Below are 21,256 nucleotides of genomic sequence, written 5' to 3' on the forward strand. Positions count from 1 at the left end.
AAAGGAAAAAGAAATGATTTATAAAGTTTTCTATCAAGAAACAAAAGAGCGTAACCCTCGTCGTGAGAACACAAAAGTTCTCTATTTAGATATTGATGCTGAAACTGAAAGCGAAGGCCGTATCAAAACACGTCAACTTATGGAAGAAAAAACTCCTTACAATGTAGAGTTTATTGAACTTCTTTCTGATAAACACCTTGATTATGAAAAAGAGACAGGTGTCTTTGAATTAGCGGAGCTTTAGTATGGCAAATATCGATTTAAAATCTCATGAAGTTGGTGTTTTTGCTATTGGTGGTCTGGGAGAAATCGGGAAAAATACTTACGGCATTGAATACAAAGACGAAATTATCATTGTTGATGCGGGTATTAAATTCCCAGAAGATGATCTTCTAGGAATTGACTATGTTATTCCTGACTACTCTTATATTGTTGATAATATTGACCGTGTTAAAGCTCTTGTGATCACTCATGGACATGAAGACCATATTGGTGGCATTCCCTTTTTACTTAAACAAGTAAATGTTCCTATTTATGCTGGACCTTTAGCTTTGGCTCTGATTCGCGGAAAACTAGAAGAACATGGTTTATTGCGTGATGCTCAGCTTTACGAAATTAATCATAACACGGAATTAACCTTTAAAAATATGAGTGTTACTTTCTTCCGCACTACCCATTCCATTCCTGAACCCTTAGGTATTGTTATCCATACCCCACAAGGTAAGGTTGTTTGTACGGGTGACTTTAAGTTTGACTTTACACCAGTAGGAGAACCTGCTGACCTTCACCGTATGGCAGCTTTGGGAGAAGATGGGGTCTTATGTCTACTATCTGATTCAACAAATGCTGAAATCCCAACCTTCACAAATTCAGAAAAAATTGTTGGCCAATCCATTATGAAGATTATTGAGGGAATCCATGGACGTATTATTTTTGCATCCTTCGCCTCAAATATCTATCGCTTGCAACAAGCTGCTGAAGCTGCTGTTAAAACTGGCCGTAAAATTGTTGTTTTTGGCCGTTCAATGGAAAAAGCCATTGTTAATGGAATTGAGTTGGGTTATATTAAAGTTCCTAAAGGTACCTTCATTGAACCTAATGAACTTAAAAACTACCATGCTAATGAAGTTCTGATTATGTGTACTGGTAGCCAAGGAGAATCCATGGCTGCCCTAGCTAGAATTGCAAATGGAACACACCGTCAGGTTAGTTTACAGCCAGGAGATACTGTTATTTTCTCTTCAAGCCCTATCCCAGGTAATACTACAAGTGTTAATAAACTTATTAACACCATTCAAGAGGCTGGAGTTGATGTTATCCATGGTAAGGTAAACAATATCCACACTTCTGGACACGGTGGTCAGCAGGAACAAAAATTAATGCTTAGTCTTATTAAACCAAAATTCTTCATGCCTGTTCATGGGGAATACCGTATGCAGAAAGTACATGCTGGTTTAGCCCAAGACACTGGAATCCCAGAAGACAATATCTTTATCCTAGAAAATGGTGATGTACTTGCCCTAACAAGCGATTCTGCTCGTCGTGCTGGTCATTTTAATGCCCAAGATATCTACGTTGATGGAAATGGTATTGGTGATATCGGTACAGCCGTTCTCCGGGATCGCCATGATTTATCTGAAGATGGGGTTGTTCTTGCCGTAGCTACTGTTGATTTTGACACACAAATGATCTTGGCTGGTCCAGATATTTTAAGCCGAGGCTTCATTTACATGCGTGAGTCTGGTGATTTGATTCGCGAAAGTCAACGGGTTTTATTTAATGCTATCCGCATTGCACTTAAAAATAAAGAAGCAAGCATTCAGTCTGTTAATGGCTCTATTGTTAATGCCCTTAGACCCTTCCTCTATGAAAAAACAGAACGTGAACCTATCATTATTCCTATGATATTAACGCCTGATAAAGAGTAATAGCTAAAAGTCCAATTCTATTGGGCTTTTTTGCTTGCCATAGACTAAAAGACTTCGAAAAGCAAACTCTTAATAGCTGTTAAACACTAAATAAAAAAGGAAAGACTCAACCTTGAGTTTTTCCTCTTTTCTTATTACAAACTTATCTTTATTGAATCATAATAATCACAGACTTTTTTCATACTTTTCCTATTTTTACACCCAAGGGTAAAGGCTATTTGGATGAATCTTTTTTTCTGAAAATTGGATATACATTGGCAAGAATCACAATTATGAAGATTCCAATGATTTCTAGTAACCTTGATCTTGTATGGTAAAATGGTTTGATAACCAAAATAGTGGTTACTAACATCCCAACAAAGACAACTATATCCATCTTAGAGACATGCTTGCAAATTTTTTTCCAGTTTATTTTGTTATGGTGCATTGTATTCCCAAACTCCCCCTATGATTGTGCCTACAAGAGCTCCCCCAGCTGTACAAATTAAATATGCTTGAGGTCCAGTTGCAACTGTGACAAACTTAGTATAAATCATTTTTTGTTATAAATTCCTAAATTCCCTAAATAGTCATTGAAACGTCCTAAATGGTAAAGTTACAGCTATAAAAAATACGACAAAAAAACAGCCTCGGCTGTTTTTTAGTTATTTAATGTTGCTTTATAAGCTTTTGCTTCTTCTTCAGTTGATAAAACAAAATGTCCAGGTGTGATTTCTCGCATCTCTCTTTCTTGTCCGTCTGTTTCTAGACTTACATCATAAACTTCAGCTTGACGTTTACGTTCTTTTTCAGGGTCTGGTTCTGGTATTGCTGACAAGAGGCTCTTAGTGTAGGGGTGAATGGGATTATTATAAACATCCTCTGATGTCCCAATTTCAAGCATTTTACCCCAGTGCATAACACCAATACGATCTGAAATGTATTTAACCATGGATAAATCATGAGCGATAAAGAGGTAGGTTAAACCTTTTTCAGCCTGTAACTTTTGCATTAAATTAACAACCTGAGCCTGAATAGAAACATCTAGTGCCGAAATAGGCTCATCTGCAATAATAAATTTAGGTTTAACAGCCAAAGCACGAGCAATTCCGATACGCTGGCGTTGCCCTCCTGAGAATTCATGGGGATAACGAGTCACGTGGTCCTTATTTAAACCAACCAAGTCAAGTAACTCTTGAACACGCTCTTCACGCTCTGCTTTACTCTTAGTAAGACCATGAATATCTAAACCTTCAGCAACAATATCCCTGATTTTCATACGACCATTAAGACTAGCTTGAGGATCTTGGAAAATCATCTGAGCATCTTTACGAAAGTCATGTAATTCCTTGCCTTTTAATCGAGAAATCTCTTGATCATTGAAAATGATTTGACCTTCATTAATATCATAGAGTTTTAATATGGCACGACCAACTGTTGTTTTCCCAGAACCTGATTCCCCAACAAGCCCAAAGACTTCACCTTCATAGATGTCAAAGCTGACATTATTAATGGCTTTCACTTCATTTTTCTTACCTTTATTGAAGCTTAAAGAGACATTTTTTAATTGAACTAATTTTTTACCTTCTTCAGTCATTAAGCCTGTCCTCCTTTCATTGTCTCCCATTTTTCCCAGCGTTTTTGAATTTGCATAGGTGGTGTTACTTTTGGTGCACGCTCATCTAAAAGCCAAGTTGCTGCATAATGACTGTCACTAACCTTAAACATTGGTGGTTCTTCTTGGTAATCAATATCTAAGGCATACTCATTACGGGCTGCAAAGGCGTCACCTTTTGGTGGATTTAACAAATCAGGAGGAGTTCCTGGAATTGATTCTAAACTTCCTGCTTCTGTACCAGTTGTTGGCATGGAATTAAGAAGACCCCAGGTATAAGGATGCTGTGGATTATAGAAAACCTCGTCAACGGTCCCATACTCAACAATCTTACCAGCATACATAACAGCAACCCTATCTGCCATCCCAGCAACAACACCCAAATCATGTGTAATAAAGATGATAGATGATGAAATTTGAGACTGGATTTCCTTCATTAATCTTAAAATCTGAGCCTGAATGGTTACATCAAGAGCTGTAGTTGGTTCATCTGCAATTAAAATTTCTGGATTAGCAGCTAGAGCTATGGCTATAACTGCACGCTGACGCATACCGCCTGACCACTGATGAGGGTAGTCATTAAAGTGTTCTTGAGCACTTGGAATCCCAACCTGATGCATTAATTGTAAGGCACGCTCATGAGCATCATTTTTAGAAATGGATTCATGAATCAGGATTGCTTCAGCAATCTGCTTTCCAATTTTCATAGTAGGATCAAGGCTGGTCATTGGATCTTGGAAAATCATGGCAATTTCTTTGCCACGAACCTTAACCCATTCTTCTTCTTTTAATTGATCAAGTCTTTTCCCTTTAAAGTCTATTTCACCAGATAATCTGGCATTTTTTGCATTTAAGCCCATTAGGGTTCGAGTTGTAACTGATTTACCTGAACCAGATTCTCCTACAATGGCTAAAGTTTCTCCTTTTTTAAGGTCAAAATTAATATCACGAATAGCTTTTATATCCCCAGCATAAGTTTTAAAATCAACATGGAGGTTTTTGACACTTAAAATCGTTTCATTTGTCATATACTCTTCCTCCTATTCATTATCTGATTTTGGATCAAAGGCATCACGTAATCCATCACCTAATAAGATAAAGGCAAGAGATATAAAAACGAGAGCCAAAGCCGGTAGCAATACCTGATAAGGATAATATTGCAAGTTTTCTTGAGCATCTGTAATCAATGATCCTAGAGAGGCTGTCGGTGGCTTAACCCCCAAGTTAATAGCTGAAAGCACTGCCTCATACATAATGGCACTAGGTACTGTCATCATGATTTGAACAATAATAATACCAGAGATGTTAGGTAAAATATGCTTAAAGGCAATTTTTAAGTTACTTTCTCCCAAAGCTCTAGAAGCAAGAACAAAGTCCTGCTCTTTGTAGGATAAGGTAAGATTCCGCACCTGACGAGCCATAGAAGTCCATCCAACAATAGCAATAGAAATAATAATAGATGTCACACCATTTCCTAACAATAGCCCTAACATGGTTACAATAACTAAGTTTGGAATTGATGAAATGATTTCAATAATTCGCTGCATTACTGTATCAACCTTACCACCTGTGAATCCTGAAACTAAACCATAGGTAACACCAATAATAAGATCAATCATGGTAGCCACAATAGCAATTAAAAGTGATATACGGATCCCAACTGTAATTCTTTTTCCTAGGCTTCGTCCCAAATTATCAGTTCCTAGTAAGAATTTTTTGCCTTCAGGAACTCCTTGGTCACTATAAGCATCATTTGCTTCTGTATTTCCAGCGTAAGTAATACTGCCATTCCAAACAGGTAAATGACTATTCAACTTAGGTGGTAAGTTACGATAGGTATGCACTTTTTTACTATTAAAACTATTAGCATCATCTCTACTTACAACAAGTGATGAGCCTAGTGAAAAGATAAGTAAAAAAACTAAAAATCCCATTGCAATAACTGCTAATTTATTCTGCTTTAAACGACGCCAAGCATCTTGTAGGAAAGATAATGCTGGCTTTTCAATTTTTTCTTGTGAATCAGAACTTCCTGCTCCTACAAGCTTAAATGTTTTTCTTTCTTCTAGCATGATACTCTCCTATCCTAGACGTACACGTGGATCTGCAAGACTAATAACAATATCAGTAATCAAAATAGCCACCATAAGCATCAAGGCATACACAATAGTTGTTCCCATAATAACAGGATAGTCTTTAGTTGGAATAGATGAAACAAACTGCTGACCTATTCCTGGAATAGAAAAGATTTGCTCAATCAAAGCTGAACCTGTTAGGATATTAGCAGCCATCGGACCAACTAAGGTTAAAACAGGAATCATAGAATTACGATAAGCATGTTTATTGGTTACCTGACGCTTGGTCAAACCTTTTGCTCTTGCTAATTGGATATAATCCGAGTTCAAGGTTTCAATCATTTGACCACGGAAAAAACGTGTAACTTGAGCAAAGACAGGAATAGCTAGTGCCAAGGTCGGCAAGATAGTTTGACCAAAGCTGCCCCAACCAGAAAGAGGAAGTAATCCCCATTTAAAGCCAAAATAATCAAGTAATAGTAAACCAATAATAAAGGCTGGTATCGAAATCCCCAAGGTTGAAATAACACTTAAGACAGCATCAATCTTATTGTTCTTATTACGCGCTGATACTGCTCCTATAAAAAGTCCTGAGGAAATTCCCACCACTAAGGCTTGAAGCCCTAGATGGACAGAAATACCTAAACGTTGCGTAATTAATTTTGAGACTGATTGGTTAACAGACTGATAACTGGTTCCAAAATCACCATGAAGGACATCAAATAGGTATTTGAAATATTGCTGCCATAAGGGCTTATCCAATCCATATTGTTTGTTCAATAGTGCAATCATTTCATCAGTTAACTTCGGATTGTTGTAAGGTGTTCCTGGCATAACCTGCATCAGGAAAAATGATAGGGTTACAACTACCCATAGTGTTACGAGTAAAATAGCAACACGTTTTAAAAGATATTTAGTCATAATTTCCCTCTAACAAAAGCAAGAACTGGCTAAGACCAATTCTTGCACATATTTAAATACTAGTGATACTATACCTTATTTTTTATAAGCGTATGTAAAGTCAACATTTAGACCAGTTGAGTTACGAACTAGCCCTTTGATACTTGGATTTTGTAATCCTTTACCACTACGGAAGTAAAGCGGGTTATAAAGTGCATTGTCATATAAAGTTTTTTCAGCAGCCTTATAATCATCTGCAGCTGCATCTACATTAAGAGCATCAGTTGTTAAAGCTTTTTCGTAGGCTTTATCATAGTCTGCGTTTGAGAATTTACCATAGTTGTAGGCTGAACCAGATTTAAATAAACCATAGAAGGTTGATCCTTCTGGATAATCCCCACCCCAAAGGGTTACTGCTACTTCAAAGTTTTGTGTTTTTGTATCTTCTAAACGTTGTTTGAAAGGTACAAATTTTTCTTCAACTGTTAAGCCTGGAAGAGCTTTTTCCCAAGTTTCCTTGATGTAATCCACTGTAGCTTTGGCAGCAGGAGCATCGGCATCAGATGTAATCGTAATCTTGATGGATGTTTTTCCAAGTTCAGCTAGGCCTTCTTTGAAGAGTCTGCCAGCTTCTTTTTCATCATATTTATAACCTGGAGCTACGTGCTTAGTCAAATCTGTTCCGTCTTCAAGTTTTGCAAGTCCACTTGGAGCAAGGGCAGTCGCAACTTTTGAACCAGTATCAACAGCAGCAGAAACAATACCTTTACGGTCAGTTGCTAAATTCAAAGCTTGACGGATTTTAAGATTGTTCAAGCTTTCTACAGATCCTGTTTGATTATAAACCAAGTAAGCAGTTGTTGCTTCTTCTACTGGAACAATATCTTTATTACTCTTATTAGCATTGTAAATCGGAGCAGTTCCTGAGATATTAGCAAAGTCTAATTTACCTTGTTTATACATTTGAACGGCTGTGTCAGGCTTTTTAACGGTTTGAATGTTAATTGTTTTTGTTTTAACATTTTTAGCATCCCAGTACTTATCATTTTTAACAAGTTTGAATTTACCACTAGTACCATTCCAGCCTTCTACAGTATATGGACCTGAGTAAACTTGTTTTTCAGAAGAAGTACCATAGTCCTTACCAGCTTTTTTAACAAAATCTTCTTTTTGAGGAACAAAGTTTGAGAATGTTAATAAACTCTTGAATTGAGGAGCTGGTTCAGTCAAAGTAAAGATAACTTTATTGCCTTCTGCTTTAATACCTAAAGAATCAAGATCTTTATTTTTACCACTGTTAATCTCTTCAGCATTTTTAAGGTGAGACTCTGTTGCTAGATAAGCATACTCAGAAGCTGTTGCTGGGTCTACCATACGTTTCCAAGTGTAAACAAAGTCCTTGGCTGTTAATTCACTACCATCAGACCATTTTAAGCCATCTCTCAAAGTAGCTGTATAAGTAAGGCCATCTTCAGAGACATCTAATTTCTTAGCTAAATCTGGTTGTAATTTACCTTTTTGATCAACACGAAGTAAATTACTTCCTGAATTTCCGATAGCTAAGCCAGAATAAGTATCTGTGCTTTTAGAAGTATCAAGGGTAATGATTTCAGTAGGGGTATACCAGTTAATTTCATCCTTATTAGCTGTTGAAGCATTCTTGTTTCCACATGCCATCAACAATGCCGCTGAAGCAAGGGTAACTACTCCAAATCCAAGACGTTTTAAAGTGACTCTCTTTGCTCTTATCATCTTTAACTTCCTCCTCGTAACTCTCTTTTTAAATTGATAGATTAAATTATATCACAATTCAGAAAAAATGGAATACATTTATCTGAAAATTTTGATATTAAATTTTTATAACAGAAATAATGGATAAACCCCTGATATTAATGGATTTTCAAAGTCTCTTTTTATAAAAAAACAGTTATAAGTGAATATATACATAAAAAAGAAGCACCATTAGTGCTTCCTTTGTTAATAACTGTGTAAATAATTGTCAATTTCCCATTGAGAAACAAATGTTGCATAAGAAGCCCATTCAATACGTTTAGCTTCAATGAAATTAGTATAAATATGATTGCCTAAAGCGCTTTTAACAACATCATCCGTTTGAAGAGCTTTCAAGGCATTATGTAAGGTAGAAGGTAAATCTAAGATACCTGCTTCTGCACGCTCTTCTACCGTCATGGTATAGATATTCGCTTCTACTGGGGTTGGTGCCTCAATTTTATTTTCAATGCCATCAAGTCCTGATTCAAGTAAGACTGCTAGAGCCAAATAAGGATTGGCTGTTGGATCTACTGATCGTAACTCCAAGCGTGTTCCTTTTCCTCTTGAAGCTGGCACACGAATAAGGGGTGAGCGATTTCGACCTGCCCAAGCCACATAAACTGGTGCTTCATAGCCTGGAACCAAACGTTTATAAGAATTAACTGTCGGATTGGTAATAGCAGTATAATTATAGGCATGTTTCATTAAGCCACCAAGGAAATAATAGGCATCTTGTGATAATTGCATGCCACGGCTGTCATTTTCATCAAAGAAGGCATTGTTACCATTTTTATCAAAAAGAGACATGTTACAATGCATTCCAGAACCATTAATCCCAAATTTAGGTTTCGCCATAAATGTTGCATAGAGACCGTGCTTACGAGCAATTGTTTTAACAACCAACTTGAATATTTGGATATTATCACATGCTTTTAAAACGTCATCATATTTGAAATCAATTTCATGCTGGCCGACAGCAACCTCATGATGGCTAGCTTCAACTTCAAAGCCCATCTTAGTCAAAACATTTACAATTTCCCGACGGGTATTATCAGCTAAATCTGTTGGTGCTAAATCAAAGTAGCCTCCATTATCATTAACTTCAAGAGTTGGATTCCCTTGAGAATCCATCTTAAATAGGAAGAATTCTGGTTCTGGTCCTAAATTGAAGGATTCAAAACCCATTTCATCCATGTGTTTCAAGGATCTTTTTAAATTGCCACGAGGATCTCCTGCAAAGGGTTGACCTTCTGCTGTGTAAATATCACAGATTAAGCCAGCTACTGCACCATTTTCATCACCCCAGGGAAAAACAAGCCAGGTATCCAAATCTGGATAGAGGTACATATCAGACTCGTTAATACGCACAAAACCTTCTATAGAAGAGCCATCAAACATAGCCTTGTTTGATAGAACCTTATCTAATTGTTCATCAGTTGCTGGGATCTCAACATTTTTCATGATACCCATAATATCGGTAAACATTAATCGAAGGAAAGTAACATTTTTTTCCTTAACCTCTCGACGTATGTCTGCTGCTGTAATTACCATAGAAATAATTCTCCTTAACTTTTCTAACTGACTAAGGACTTATCTTAAATTATACACGAAAATGACCCATTGTTTGTGATGGTGATGAAAAGCCACCTTGATTGAGGAGTTCATCATGAAGGATACGTCTGACATCGGCATCTGTTAAAGTCATATCTTTTTTGCTTAAATCTTGCTGACGTTGCGCATATTCACGCTTTATAGCCGCAATATTGAGACCATCATTAATAAAGTCTTTTATCTCTAAGAGACGATCCATATGATTTAAAGAAAATAATCTTCGGTTGCCGTCTGTACGTTCAGGCTTTATCAGTCCTTGATCTTCATAATAGCGAATTTGCCGAGCAGTCAAATCTGTCAACTTCATCACAGCTCCAATTGGAAAGACTGCCATAGAACGTCTCAGCTCTTTTTCTTTCATGAATTATTCCTCCATTTCCCCATTATAGGCCTATCTCTTTTAAAAGTCAAGGATTGATGTCATATTTTCTAACATCAATCCTTCTTTTTTCTCTTTTCTATTTTTTGTTGAATCCACTCAATATCAGTATTAACTAAAATAGCAATAAATACGCCACAAAAGGTTTCAAAAACACGGGCTAAAACATAAACAAAGGTATCTCCACGAGGAATGGACAGAGTAATAATAAGTAAGGCAGCTACTGCTCCAATTACTCCTGATTTATTATTAAAAGCCACATTAAACATAATTGTCAACATTGTTAAAATAGGAATAAAGATTAGGGTTACCCAATAGTCATGGTTAAAAAACATCTGCATAAAGTAAAATACCAAAGCAAAGATACCGCCGATGCTATTGCCTAAAATACGTGATGTCCCAAAAGATAAGGTTTTATCAATACTTTCTCGTAGACTAAAAACTGCTGTTAAGGCTCCAATCTGGACCCCTTGAAAGCCAAATAGATGAAAAAGAAAGATGACCAAGAAAACAGATAAGCCTGTTTTAAAGGTACGCATCCCTAACCTTAATTTCTTTGGATCAAAATAATAATTCATAATTGTAAACTCTTCCTCCCGAATATAGTTCAGTTTACCACATTGATTGAGGTTTTGTCATATTTAAATAGCAAATAAGCTATTTGTATCCGTCTAAGTTTAAAATAAGGCTTGCCTGTGGATGACTATTGCTTTTTACCTTTTCCATAATGACAAAGAGAGTCGGACTTAACCAACTCTCTCAATTCTTTTATTGGCGCAGTAGCTGAATGGCTGTTCGCATCTCTATATGAATGAACAACCTATTTAGCCTTGAGGGGGTGCACTACGGAATCTTAGATTCCTGACTTACCGCCTATTTTTCTGTCAAGGCTGCTAAGCCTGGTAATTCTTTTCCTTCTAATAATTCCATTGATGCTCCCCCACCTGTTGAGATCCATGAGAATTTATCTGCACGGCCGAGGTTAATTGCTGCTGCAGCTGAATCCCCACCACCAATGATTGATTTCACGCCTGGTTGTTTAACAATCGCATCCATAACGCCAATTGTACCAGCTTGGAAGTCAGGGTTTTCAAAGACACCCATTGGTCCATTCCAGACAACTGTTTTAGCTCCTTCAAGGGCTTTTTCAAATTTTTCAATTGATTTAGGACCAATGTCAAGTCCAAGGAAGCCTTCTGATACAGCTTCATCTTTTGTATCATGCACTTCTGTATAGTCTGCAAAAGCATTAGCTTCTTTAGAATCCACAGGTAAGACTAATTTACCATTTGCTTTTTCAAGTAATTCTTTAGCAATTTCAAGCTTATCTTCTTCAACAAGTGAGTTTCCAATTTCGATACCTTGAGCTTTATAGAATGTATAAGTCATACCACCACCGATAAGAACCTTATCAGCTTTGTCAAGAAGATTTTCAATGACACCAATTTTATCTGAAACTTTTGAACCACCTAGGATAGCCACAAATGGACGTTCTGGTTTTTCAACAGCTTCTTTAATATAAGCAATTTCATTTTCAAGTAAGAATCCTGCCACAGCCTTATTAACATTAGCTGAAATACCTACGTTTGAAGCGTGGGCACGGTGAGCAGTTCCAAAGGCATCATTTACAAAGATACCATCTCCAAGAGAAGCCCAATATTTTCCTAATTCTGAGTTATTTTTTGATTCTTTTTTACCATCAATATCCTCAAAACGTGTATTTTCAACAAGAAGTACTTGCCCGTCTTCAAGCGCATCAATAGCTACTTCTAAGTCAGTTCCACGAGTTGCTCCAGGGAAAATAACATCTTGGCCTAATTTTTCTGCTAAGCTTTTAGCAACAGGTTCAAGTGATTTACCAGCTTTATCTGCTTCTTCTTTTACACGTCCTAGGTGAGAGAATAAGATAGCACGTCCACCATTTTCAATAATATATTTAATTGTTGGTAGAGCTGCAGAAATACGGTTATCATTTGTAATCACGCCGTCTTTCAAAGGTACATTAAAGTCAACACGAACAAGGACTTTTTTCCCTTTTACATCAATATCTTTAACAGTCATTTTAGCCATTTAAGAGACTCCTTAATATTTTTATACCATCTATTATACCACATTTTTTTAATAATTTGAAAAAGTGAAAACAATAAATTAATTTTTTCACAAAATGAAAAAGCTTTCATCTCAAGTTTCTCAGCCCTGCTATTCTCCTATAAGCAAAAAGACCATAAATCACAAGTAATGATTTACAGTCCTCGCCTATCTATAAAGAACTACTTAGCAGACAAAGAAATGGCAAAACCTTATCTACTAAGATCTACTCAAAATTTAATCAAAGCCTTTAAGCGCTGCTTTTCTAGCCTTCATTTGTTCCTTGCTATCAAGCTTTTTACCTTGATAAACTGCACTTTCCCATGAACCATACATTGGATTTGGGAAAATAATGAACTTGCTACCAAATTCTTGATGAAGTTGGTTTAATAGTTCACTTCTGTCAGTTGTAGAAACCTTAGAAAATTCTGCAAAGTCTACTAAGTTATCGCCAAAGAGCATAATTAAGTTAGTGTTTTCTTGTACTTTTTGACGACGGCTTTCTTTAGAGGTCATGCCTTTTTCTAAAAATAAGAAATGATCTTTTCCTTGAACTGGAAGGCCTTCATTTTTCAGATTTTCCATTGTTGCATCAACTTGCTTGTCTGTACGGTCAGAAACATAATAGATTTGTACACCATGTTGGTCCGCAAATTGTAAAAAGTCCTTGGCACCAGCTACAGGTTTAGCTGCCTTTTTTTGTACCCATTTATCCCAGCTTTCAGGAGTAAAGCTTGTTCCTTTTTCAACAGTGCTTACCTGGAAAGGGCTGTTATCTAGGACTGTTTCATCAATATCTAGGATAATAGAATAAGGTTTTTCTGTTGGCTTATTAAGCCAGTCTTGTAATTTGTTTGTAGCTACTTGGTATCCTTGTAAATACAAAGCCTTGGCCTCATCAGAATTTTGATACCACAAGACAGACATTGTGTTTTCCCGTGACCGTAATTGATCATTACTTAATTTAACGAGAACTTGCTTTGGCTCAGTCCCATTAGTTTTAGATGTTGCTTTCCCCTGTGGGTTTGCACATGCTCCAAGAACAAGGACTGAAACAGTCACAGAAAGATATTTAACAAGACGTTTTGTTGTCATAACGAATCTCCTTTTCTATTTTCACTCAAATTTTAACCTTTTTATATTCTCATGTCAATATTATAATAACAGAAAAATGAAAGCGGTATCTTTTTTTAATTGTTAAGGGTTAAATAACCTTCTATCTGATAAAATGCAAACAAAAAATCTAGCAAAACTAAGTTGCTAGATTTTATTTACAGATTATTTTGCAATTTTTGCAAAGTACTCAAGTGTACGAACAAGTTGAGCTGTGTAAGACATTTCATTGTCATACCATGAAACAACTTTAACTAATTGATTTCCATCAACAGTTTGTACTTTTGTTTGAGTAGCATCAAATAATGAACCATAAGAAACACCAATGATATCTGAAGATACGATTGGATCTTCTGTGTAACCATATGAATCATTCGCTGCTGCTTTCATAGCTGCATTGATTTCTTCTACTGAAGTATCTTTTTCAAGTACTGCTACAAGTTCTGTAACTGATCCAGTTGGAACTGGAACACGTTGTGCAGCACCGTCAAGTTTACCATTTAATTCTGGAATTACAAGACCGATAGCTTTAGCAGCACCAGTTGAGTTAGGAACGATGTTGCTTGCACCAGCACGAGCACGACGAAGGTCACCACCACGGTGTGGTCCATCAAGGATCATTTGGTCACCAGTGTAAGCATGGATAGTTGTCATCAAACCTTGTTTAATACCAAAGTTATCTTGCAAAGCTTTAGCCATTGGAGCTAAACAGTTTGTAGTACATGAAGCGCCTGAGATAACTGTTTCAGTACCATCAAGAATGTCATGGTTTGTGTTAAATACAACTGTTTTAACGTCATCTCCACCAGGAGCTGTGATAACAACTTTTTTAGCACCATTTTCATGTAAATGTTTTTCAGCAGCTGCTTTTTTAGCAAAGAAACCAGTTGCTTCAAGAACGATTTCTACACCGTCAGTTGCCCAATCAATGTTTTCAGGGTCACGTTCTGCAGAAACTTTAATGAATTTACCGTTAACTTCAAATCCACCGTCTTTAACTTCAACAGTTCCGTCAAAACGACCTTGAGTTGTATCATATTTAAGCAAGTGTGCAAGCATATTAGGGTCTGTAAGATCGTTAATACGAGTTACTTCCACACCTTCAACATTTTGAATACGACGGAATGCAAGACGACCGATACGGCCGAAACCGTTAATACCAACTTTAACTACCATTAGTGATTTCCTCCTTATTGAAAATCAAAAGAATTATTAATAAGGGATTTCTCCCTACCAATTGTGAAAAGATTAACTTATATAGTTAAGTAAAACTTTCAACACGACTATTATATAACTATTTACAAAAAAATGCAAACCATATAACTGTTTTCAAATCTTTAGAAAGTCTTATATAACAAGGCTTAACGATACATTTGAAAGCAGTTTCACTGTTATATATCATAAGGTTTTCATCTTTTATGAGCTAAGAAAAATTTATTTTCAGAACTTTTTATATTAAAAAAGCCAGTTAACCTAAGCTAACTGACCTCTCTTCTTCATAGAATAAGTCTTCTCTAGACATTATTCACCATGATTTTTTTTGATAATTTCTTCTTGTACTGATTTAGGAACATCTTCATAGTGATCAAATACCATCATGAAAGTACCACGTCCTTGAGTAGCTGAACGAAGAATTGTAGCGTAACCAAACATTTCTGCAAGTGGAACAAATGCACGAACAACTTGTACATTTCCACGTGCTTCCATACCATCAACGCGTCCACGACGAGCTGTAACGTGTCCCATAACATCTCCTAGGTTATCTTCAGGAGCTGTGATAGTAACAAGCATCATAGGTTCAAGAATTGCTGGTTGTGCTGATTTAGCAGCTTCTTTAAGGGCAAGCGATGCAGCGATCTTGAAGGCAGTCTCAGATGAATCGACATCATGGTAAGAACCATCATAAAGTTTAGCTTTCACATCAACCAATGGATATCCAGCAAGAACACCATTTGCCATTGATTCTACAAGCCCTTTTTCAACAGCTGGGATGAATTCACGAGGAACAACACCACCAACGATTGCATTTTCAAACTCAAATCCTTTACCTTCTTCATTAGGTGTAAATTCAATCCAAACATCACCGAATTGACCTTTACCACCTGATTGACGTTTGAAGAATCCACGTGCTTGTGTTGAAGCACGGAATGTTTCACGGTATGATACTTGAGGTGCACCAACGTTAGCTTCAACCTTGAATTCACGACGCATACGGTCTACAAGAACGTCCAAGTGAAGTTCACCCATACCAGCAATAACTGTTTCTCCTGTTTCAACGTTTGTTTCAACACGGAAAGTAGGATCTTCTTCAGCAAGTTTTTGAAGAGCAACACCCATCTTATCTTGGTCAGCCTTAGATTTTGGCTCTACCATCAATTGAATAACTGGTTCTGGAACCTCGATTGATTCAAGGATAACTTTTGCTTTTTCATCAGTCAATGAGTCACCAGTAGTTGTATTTTTCAAGCCAACTGCTGCTGCAATATCACCAGCGTAAACTGTTTCAATTTCTTTACGAGTGTTAGCATGCATTTGAAGGATACGTCCAATACGTTCACGTTTATCTTTTGAAGTATTCATAACGTATGAACCACTTTGAAGCACACCAGAATACACACGGAAGAATGTCAAACGACCTACGAATGGGTCAGTCATAATTTTGAAGGCAAGCGCTGCAAATGGTTCTTCATCAGATGCTGGACGTGTTTCGTCTTCATCTGTATCAGGATTAACACCTTTGATTGCAGGGATGTCTAATGGGCTTGGTAGGTAATCAATAACAGCATCAAGCATTAATTGAACACCTTTATTTTTGAAGGCTGATCCACAAAGAACAGGGAAGAATTCAACGTTGATAGTAGCTCTACGGATACCTTCAACTAATTCTTCGTTAGTGATTTCTTCACCTTCAAGGTATTTCATCATAAGTTCTTCATCAGTTTCAGCAACTGCTTCAACTAATTTTTCACGATATTCTTCAGCTTGTTCTAAGTACTCAGCAGGAATATCTTCTTCACGGATATCTGTACCAAGGTCATTAGTATAGATTTCTGCTTTCATTTTGATCAAGTCAATGATACCAGTAAAGTCGTCTTCTGCACCAATTGGTAATTGAATTGGGTGTGCATTAGCTTGTAGACGGTCATGAAGAGTTTGAACTGAATAAAGGAAGTCAGCACCGATTTTATCCATTTTATTAGCAAAAACGATACGAGGAACTTTATATTCAGTCGCTTGACGCCAAACTGTTTCAGTTTGAGGTTCTACACCTGATTGTGCATCAAGAACTGTTACGGCACCGTCAAGAACACGAAGTGAACGTTGTACTTCAATAGTGAAGTCCACGTGTCCTGGTGTGTCGATGATATTAACACGGTGTCCATCCCATTGTGCTGTTGTTGCAGCTGATGTGATTGTGATACCACGTTCTTGTTCTTGTTCCATCCAGTCCATTTGTGAAGCACCTTCATGTGTTTCACCGATTTTGTGGATTTTACCAGTGTAGTAAAGTATACGCTCTGTTGTAGTTGTCTTACCAGCATCAACGTGAGCCATGATACCGATATTACGAGTTTTTGCCAATGAAAATTCGCGAGCCATTTGGTTTCTCCTATTAATTTATTTTACTTAGCTATTATAGCATTATTTATAAAAAACGGATAGGCAGGACCTACCCGTTTACTAGTTATTGTTGGTAAGATGCTAACTATTGCCTTTATAAAGCTTGGCATCTTATTAATTGAGCACGAGTTGCATACTTTCAGTGAAAAAAGATGAACTTCCTTATGCGCAAGCGCATGGTGTCACTTCTCTATTTTTCACTGATACGCTAACTCTTTGCATCTGATTGTTAGTTACATTTTAGCTACACATGTCTACCAAAATAGGAAAATTCTCTAGAAACTGAAGTTTCTGCGTCAATTTTCCTATTTTGGCTAGCATTGGTTTCACGCTAAAATATCCTATATTACCAACGGAAGTGAGCGAATGCACGGTTAGCTTCAGCCATTTTGTGAGTATCTTCACGTTTTTTAACTGATGCACCAGTATTATTTGCAGCATCCATGATTTCTTTTGCAAGACGTTCTTTCATAGTGTGTTCACCACGAGAACGTGAAGCATTTACTAACCAACGTAGACCAAGTGTTGTACGACGTTCTGGACGAACTTCAACTGGGACTTGGTAGTTTGATCCACCAACACGACGTGCACGTACTTCAAGTACAGGCATGATGTTATCCATTGCAGTTTCAAATACTTCAAGAGCATCAGTTCCTGTAGCTTCTTTAATAGCTGTGAATGCATCATATACAATTGTTGAAGCAGTTCCACGTTTTCCGTCAAGCATAAGACGGTTGATAAGACGTGTTACAATTTTTGAATGATATAACGGATCTGGCAATACTTCGCGTTTAGGCGCTTGATTTTTACGACTCATTGTTTCTTATCCCCCTTCTATTATCCTTTTGGACGTTTAGCACCGTATTTAGAACGGCCTTGTTTACGATCAGCAACACCTGCAGTATCAAGTGCTCCACGAACGATATGGTAACGTACCCCTGGAAGGTCTTTTACACGACCACCACGAATAAGTACAACACTATGTTCTTGCAAGTTATGTCCGATACCTGGGATATAAGCTGTAACTTCAATAAGGTTGCTTAGACGTACACGGGCAAATTTACGAAGGGCTGAGTTAGGTTTTTTAGGTGTCATAGTTCCAACACGAGTTGCAACTCCACGTTTTTGTGGCGCAGATAATTTTGTATGAACTTTTTTATGGCTGTTGTAACCAATGTTCAATGCTGGTGAATCTGATTTTTCAACTTTAGATTTACGTGGTTTACGTACCAACTGGTTAATTGTAGGCATCTACATTCTCCTGTAATTTTTTATTTTTGGTTGATATAGCACTTGGTGACAGCCTATATCCGGGTGCACTTTTGCAACAATTGTCAGCACGTCTCTGTACACTTTTGAGAGACCAAAAGTAAAAAGTACCGTCTAATATAATAACATAGACGGTACTTTTTGTCAATTGTTTTTTAATTCTATCTTTTTTAAAAGATTTGCTTTCCCATTACCATTTACGGTTAACTTTTTTTAGTTTATAACCAGACAAACCAACTGCAGCTAACATAACAACACCTGCTCTAATAGCACGTTTTGTACTTTCATCCTGTGAGGAAACAATACTTCCTACAGTTTCTGAACTTCTGCCATAACTTCTTTCAATTGACTGAGTTGCTTGACTAACAGTATGGGTTACTTTTTCAAGGAGTCCTTGGTTAGCAGCCACTTGTGATGAGGCAAGCAGAATATCTCTTACCAATTGCGTAGTGCTCTTAGAAACTAACTTAGAAGAAACAGCTAACATCTGGCTTGTCTTATCTTCAATAGTAGTTACAATAGCAGGATTAATTGCTTTGGTTTTTTGAGCTTCAACTTTTACTTTTTGTGCTAAAACTTGTGAAACAAGACTTGCATTGTTAATAACAGAAGGAGCAGTTGTAGCTGAAAGACTTTGAGATGCCACTGATGACACCACTGAGCTATTACTGATAGTTGTAAGTTCTGCCGTTTTTTCTTTCAAGAGATTTTCAAGTAAATTCAATTGTTGCTCAGAACTTGTAATAGAAGCTAAAAGACTTATCTTTGTAGTACTTAAAGTTTTTAAGTTTTCTTTTTGGTCTATAAGCTTACTATTTAAGGTATTAAGTTGTGCTTGTGCTGTTGCAACATTTTCTTCAGCTATGGCTACACGATTTGGATTATTTTGGAATGCAATAATCTTTTGCAACTGTAGACGTTTTGTAACTAGATTAAGCAGTTGATTTTCAGTGACTTTCAAAGCACTTTCTGTCTTATTCAAAGCTACTTTAGCATTTGAAAGGCTTGCTAAACTTTTATCTAAGGCACTTTTAACATCTTGCTGACTAGCTCTAGCCATTTTAAGTTCATTTTGAAGCCCAGCCTTAGATTGAGCCATCTTAAGCACTTGAAGATTTAATTTAGCTGAAGTTGCTTTAGCAGTTTCTAATTGAGCCTTTAGGCTATTAACAGCTTGTTGAGCTGAAACCACTCCTGCTTCTGCCGACACATTGTTAAGACGGTCTTCAAGAGAAGCAATTTTAGTTGTAATGTTTGAGATATCTGACTTCAAACTGTTGATACGACCAGCATTATTAAGCGCGCTTGTTGGTGCACTTACTAGGTTTTTATTGAATAGCCCTGCATTTTGAATATTAGACTCAGGGAAGACAACAAAGTGAGTGTTAAGACGACCTACCGTGCTTGCTGATAATCCTAAATAGATAGCTTTAGACGGATTTTGCTTGTCTGTACGCAAGAAATTAATAGCATGTCCAAAAGTATTGCCATGAGCAGCATCATCAAAGAACATGTAACGAATACTGTTAAAGATACTACGTTTAAGGCCATTTACTGTATGAACATCATTAAAGCCACCAATGTTTTCGTACATGTTGTCATCATTTTTGATAAGCCCTACACTAGTAGCAGAATTTTCAATGATTGTCTTATCATGTGGGCCAATACCATAATGACCTGCTGTCCCTTGTTGTCCATAATAAAAGTTAGGAATAGTATTACCGTGTGTCGCTTTATAGTCAGAAGCTAGCTTTCTAGCAAAGTCCTGTGACCCAACAGAAACCATAACAGGAGGTAAACCAAGATGCTGACGGACAGAATTAATCATATCTGCCGCAAATAAAGCTAGTTCATTTTGCACTTCAACACTTAGATGATCTGGGTCAACAAGTCTATTTAAGTCACTTGCAATATCAACATAGTTATTAAGTCCAACCCCAACATGAGCACCATTTACAAGAGTGTTTCTCATAGCATTGAAAGCATTCATATAAGATTGAGTTCCAATGTAGCCACTCTGTGCTAGGCGTTTGATTTCTTCATATGGGAATGATGTAGGAACTTGCATCTTGTTGCTACCACTAACATTGACAGCTAACTGTTGAGCTCCTGATTCTAAACTTGACAATTCTGATTTTTTAGCAGATAGACTAGCTTTGTTGGCTGCAAGTTCATTATTTAATTGACTGGTACTTGCACTTGTTGCAGCTGCTAAATCATTTTCAGCTTTTGTTAAATTAGTAGCTGTAACTTTAATATCATTTTCAGCCTTTTGCGCACTTGCTGTAATAGCTTCTGGTTGATTTACCATATTGCTTAAATCAATAACTTTTTTATCTGCTTCTTGAGCTTGTGCTGCTAATTGTTTTGACTGGTTGTCGGCTGAGCTAACTGCTTGTGCTTGTTCTTTAGCTTGTGCTGCTAATTGTTGTTTTTCTGCTTCTTTAGCAACAATTTGTGCATTTGTTGCCTCTAAACCTTTTTTATTTGTTTCAACTAATGTATTGAATTCTTCTTCAGTAACATTCGAAACTGCCGCTAAGGTATCCTTTGCAACTGCTAGGTTTGACTCTGCTTTAGAAATATTAGCTTCTGTGCTAGTAATTTCTTCATTTGTTTTGGCAATATCAGAAGTGACTGCATTTAAGTCAGCTTTTTGATTTTTAAGGGTCTCTTCACTTGTTTTTATAGCTTCACGAGTACCTGCAATAGTAGTAGGTTTTGCTATACTATCAACTGATGTATAGTTTTTACCGCTATCTTGAGCTGACATATCATCAGCCTTAACATGATTGCTTACCCCAACACTGGTACCAAGCAATGCCAAAGTGGATGTAAGGGCGATAGTTGTTTTTACATGTGTAGACTTGTTGTTTTCTAGTTCCATTTACTTACTCTTTTCTTT

At 36.9% G+C, this 21,256-nt stretch carries 17 protein-coding genes; 2 read left to right on the plus strand and 15 right to left on the minus strand.

From position 1 onward, the window contains the following. Positions 1–13 precede the first annotated feature (13 nt). Positions 14–244, plus strand: coding sequence for a DNA-dependent RNA polymerase subunit epsilon (locus tag A3GU_RS0104155; protein WP_018366286.1), 231 nt, complete (start codon positions 14–16; stop codon positions 242–244). A gap of 1 nt (position 245) precedes the next feature. After that, positions 246–1,928, plus strand: coding sequence for a ribonuclease J1 (gene rnjA, locus A3GU_RS0104160; protein WP_018366287.1), 1,683 nt, complete (start codon positions 246–248; stop codon positions 1,926–1,928). A 640-nt stretch (positions 1,929–2,568) separates the two neighbouring features. Here the strand turns inward: rnjA and A3GU_RS0104175 are convergent. From A3GU_RS0104175 to A3GU_RS0104250, 15 genes are all read right to left on the minus strand, one after another. After that, a complete protein-coding gene (locus tag A3GU_RS0104175) occupies positions 2,569–3,504 on the minus strand; it encodes an ABC transporter ATP-binding protein (RefSeq protein ID WP_018366290.1) in 936 nt (311 codons plus the stop codon). Further along, the gene (locus A3GU_RS0104180) at positions 3,504–4,550 is read right to left on the minus strand and encodes an ABC transporter ATP-binding protein (RefSeq protein ID WP_018366291.1); all 1,047 of its coding nucleotides are present in this window, start codon (positions 4,548–4,550) and stop codon (positions 3,504–3,506) included. Before A3GU_RS0104180 ends, A3GU_RS0104175 begins: the two co-directional genes overlap by 1 nt. Before the next feature lie 12 nt (positions 4,551–4,562). After that, a complete protein-coding gene (locus tag A3GU_RS0104185) occupies positions 4,563–5,594 on the minus strand; it encodes an ABC transporter permease (protein WP_018366292.1) in 1,032 nt (343 codons plus the stop codon). 9 nt (positions 5,595–5,603) lie between these two features. Then, positions 5,604–6,518: an ABC transporter permease gene (locus A3GU_RS0104190; protein WP_018366293.1), complete on the minus strand. Its 915-nt coding sequence runs from the start codon at positions 6,516–6,518 to the stop codon at positions 5,604–5,606. Positions 6,519–6,593: 75 nt separating this feature from the next. After that, complete coding sequence (locus tag A3GU_RS0104195) at positions 6,594–8,249, minus strand: peptide ABC transporter substrate-binding protein (protein ID WP_018366294.1); 1,656 nt, start codon at positions 8,247–8,249, stop codon at positions 6,594–6,596. Positions 8,250–8,474: 225 nt separating this feature from the next. Further along, entirely contained in the window at positions 8,475–9,821 is a 1,347-nt protein-coding gene (gene glnA, locus A3GU_RS0104200; RefSeq protein ID WP_018366295.1) for a type I glutamate--ammonia ligase, read from the minus strand. Positions 9,822–9,870: 49 nt separating this feature from the next. After that, positions 9,871–10,242 (minus strand): MerR family transcriptional regulator, encoded by a 372-nt coding sequence (locus tag A3GU_RS0104205; protein ID WP_018366296.1) that lies wholly within the window; start codon positions 10,240–10,242, stop codon positions 9,871–9,873. Between the two features lie 74 nt (positions 10,243–10,316). Continuing rightward, a complete protein-coding gene (locus A3GU_RS0104210; RefSeq protein WP_018366297.1) occupies positions 10,317–10,838 on the minus strand; it encodes an FUSC family protein in 522 nt (173 codons plus the stop codon). Between the two features lie 295 nt (positions 10,839–11,133). Continuing rightward, positions 11,134–12,330 (minus strand): phosphoglycerate kinase, encoded by a 1,197-nt coding sequence (locus A3GU_RS0104215; protein WP_018366298.1) that lies wholly within the window; start codon positions 12,328–12,330, stop codon positions 11,134–11,136. A 255-nt stretch (positions 12,331–12,585) separates the two neighbouring features. After that, positions 12,586–13,443, minus strand: a complete 858-nt coding sequence (locus A3GU_RS0104225) for a 5'-nucleotidase, lipoprotein e(P4) family (RefSeq protein WP_018366300.1) — start codon at positions 13,441–13,443, stop codon at positions 12,586–12,588. A gap of 183 nt (positions 13,444–13,626) precedes the next feature. After that, complete coding sequence (gene gap / locus A3GU_RS0104230; RefSeq protein WP_018366301.1) at positions 13,627–14,637, minus strand: type I glyceraldehyde-3-phosphate dehydrogenase; 1,011 nt, start codon at positions 14,635–14,637, stop codon at positions 13,627–13,629. Between the two features lie 345 nt (positions 14,638–14,982). Beyond that, positions 14,983–17,061: an elongation factor G gene (gene fusA / locus A3GU_RS0104235; protein WP_018366302.1), complete on the minus strand. Its 2,079-nt coding sequence runs from the start codon at positions 17,059–17,061 to the stop codon at positions 14,983–14,985. Between the two features lie 367 nt (positions 17,062–17,428). Further along, the gene (gene rpsG / locus A3GU_RS0104240) at positions 17,429–17,899 is read right to left on the minus strand and encodes a 30S ribosomal protein S7 (RefSeq protein ID WP_018366303.1); all 471 of its coding nucleotides are present in this window, start codon (positions 17,897–17,899) and stop codon (positions 17,429–17,431) included. 20 nt (positions 17,900–17,919) lie between these two features. Continuing rightward, positions 17,920–18,333: a 30S ribosomal protein S12 gene (rpsL, locus tag A3GU_RS0104245; RefSeq protein WP_018366304.1), complete on the minus strand. Its 414-nt coding sequence runs from the start codon at positions 18,331–18,333 to the stop codon at positions 17,920–17,922. Positions 18,334–18,541: 208 nt separating this feature from the next. Next, the gene (locus tag A3GU_RS0104250; RefSeq protein ID WP_018366305.1) at positions 18,542–21,238 is read right to left on the minus strand and encodes an SEC10/PgrA surface exclusion domain-containing protein; all 2,697 of its coding nucleotides are present in this window, start codon (positions 21,236–21,238) and stop codon (positions 18,542–18,544) included. Between the last annotated feature and the right edge of the window lie 18 nt (positions 21,239–21,256).

Source organism: Streptococcus didelphis DSM 15616, from assembly GCF_000380005.1.
Taxonomy (GTDB): domain Bacteria; phylum Bacillota; class Bacilli; order Lactobacillales; family Streptococcaceae; genus Streptococcus; species Streptococcus didelphis.

What these genes read in the sequence shown, in the direction of transcription:
- A3GU_RS0104155 (WP_018366286.1), top strand. Translation starts at nt 14, where the DNA reads ATGATTTATAAAGTTTTCTATCAAGAAACAAAAGAGCGTAACCCTCGT.
- rnjA (WP_018366287.1), top strand. Translation starts at nt 246, where the DNA reads ATGGCAAATATCGATTTAAAATCTCATGAAGTTGGTGTTTTTGCTATT.
- A3GU_RS0104175 (WP_018366290.1), bottom strand. Translation starts at nt 3,504, where the DNA reads ATGACTGAAGAAGGTAAAAAATTAGTTCAATTAAAAAATGTCTCTTTA.
- A3GU_RS0104180 (WP_018366291.1), bottom strand. Translation starts at nt 4,550, where the DNA reads ATGACAAATGAAACGATTTTAAGTGTCAAAAACCTCCATGTTGATTTT.
- A3GU_RS0104185 (WP_018366292.1), bottom strand. Translation starts at nt 5,594, where the DNA reads ATGCTAGAAGAAAGAAAAACATTTAAGCTTGTAGGAGCAGGAAGTTCT.
- A3GU_RS0104190 (WP_018366293.1), bottom strand. Translation starts at nt 6,518, where the DNA reads ATGACTAAATATCTTTTAAAACGTGTTGCTATTTTACTCGTAACACTA.
- A3GU_RS0104195 (WP_018366294.1), bottom strand. Translation starts at nt 8,249, where the DNA reads ATGATAAGAGCAAAGAGAGTCACTTTAAAACGTCTTGGATTTGGAGTA.
- glnA (WP_018366295.1), bottom strand. Translation starts at nt 9,821, where the DNA reads ATGGTAATTACAGCAGCAGACATACGTCGAGAGGTTAAGGAAAAAAAT.
- A3GU_RS0104205 (WP_018366296.1), bottom strand. Translation starts at nt 10,242, where the DNA reads ATGAAAGAAAAAGAGCTGAGACGTTCTATGGCAGTCTTTCCAATTGGA.
- A3GU_RS0104210 (WP_018366297.1), bottom strand. Translation starts at nt 10,838, where the DNA reads ATGAATTATTATTTTGATCCAAAGAAATTAAGGTTAGGGATGCGTACC.
- A3GU_RS0104215 (WP_018366298.1), bottom strand. Translation starts at nt 12,330, where the DNA reads ATGGCTAAAATGACTGTTAAAGATATTGATGTAAAAGGGAAAAAAGTC.
- A3GU_RS0104225 (WP_018366300.1), bottom strand. Translation starts at nt 13,443, where the DNA reads ATGACAACAAAACGTCTTGTTAAATATCTTTCTGTGACTGTTTCAGTC.
- gap (WP_018366301.1), bottom strand. Translation starts at nt 14,637, where the DNA reads ATGGTAGTTAAAGTTGGTATTAACGGTTTCGGCCGTATCGGTCGTCTT.
- fusA (WP_018366302.1), bottom strand. Translation starts at nt 17,061, where the DNA reads ATGGCTCGCGAATTTTCATTGGCAAAAACTCGTAATATCGGTATCATG.
- rpsG (WP_018366303.1), bottom strand. Translation starts at nt 17,899, where the DNA reads ATGAGTCGTAAAAATCAAGCGCCTAAACGCGAAGTATTGCCAGATCCG.
- rpsL (WP_018366304.1), bottom strand. Translation starts at nt 18,333, where the DNA reads ATGCCTACAATTAACCAGTTGGTACGTAAACCACGTAAATCTAAAGTT.
- A3GU_RS0104250 (WP_018366305.1), bottom strand. Translation starts at nt 21,238, where the DNA reads ATGGAACTAGAAAACAACAAGTCTACACATGTAAAAACAACTATCGCC.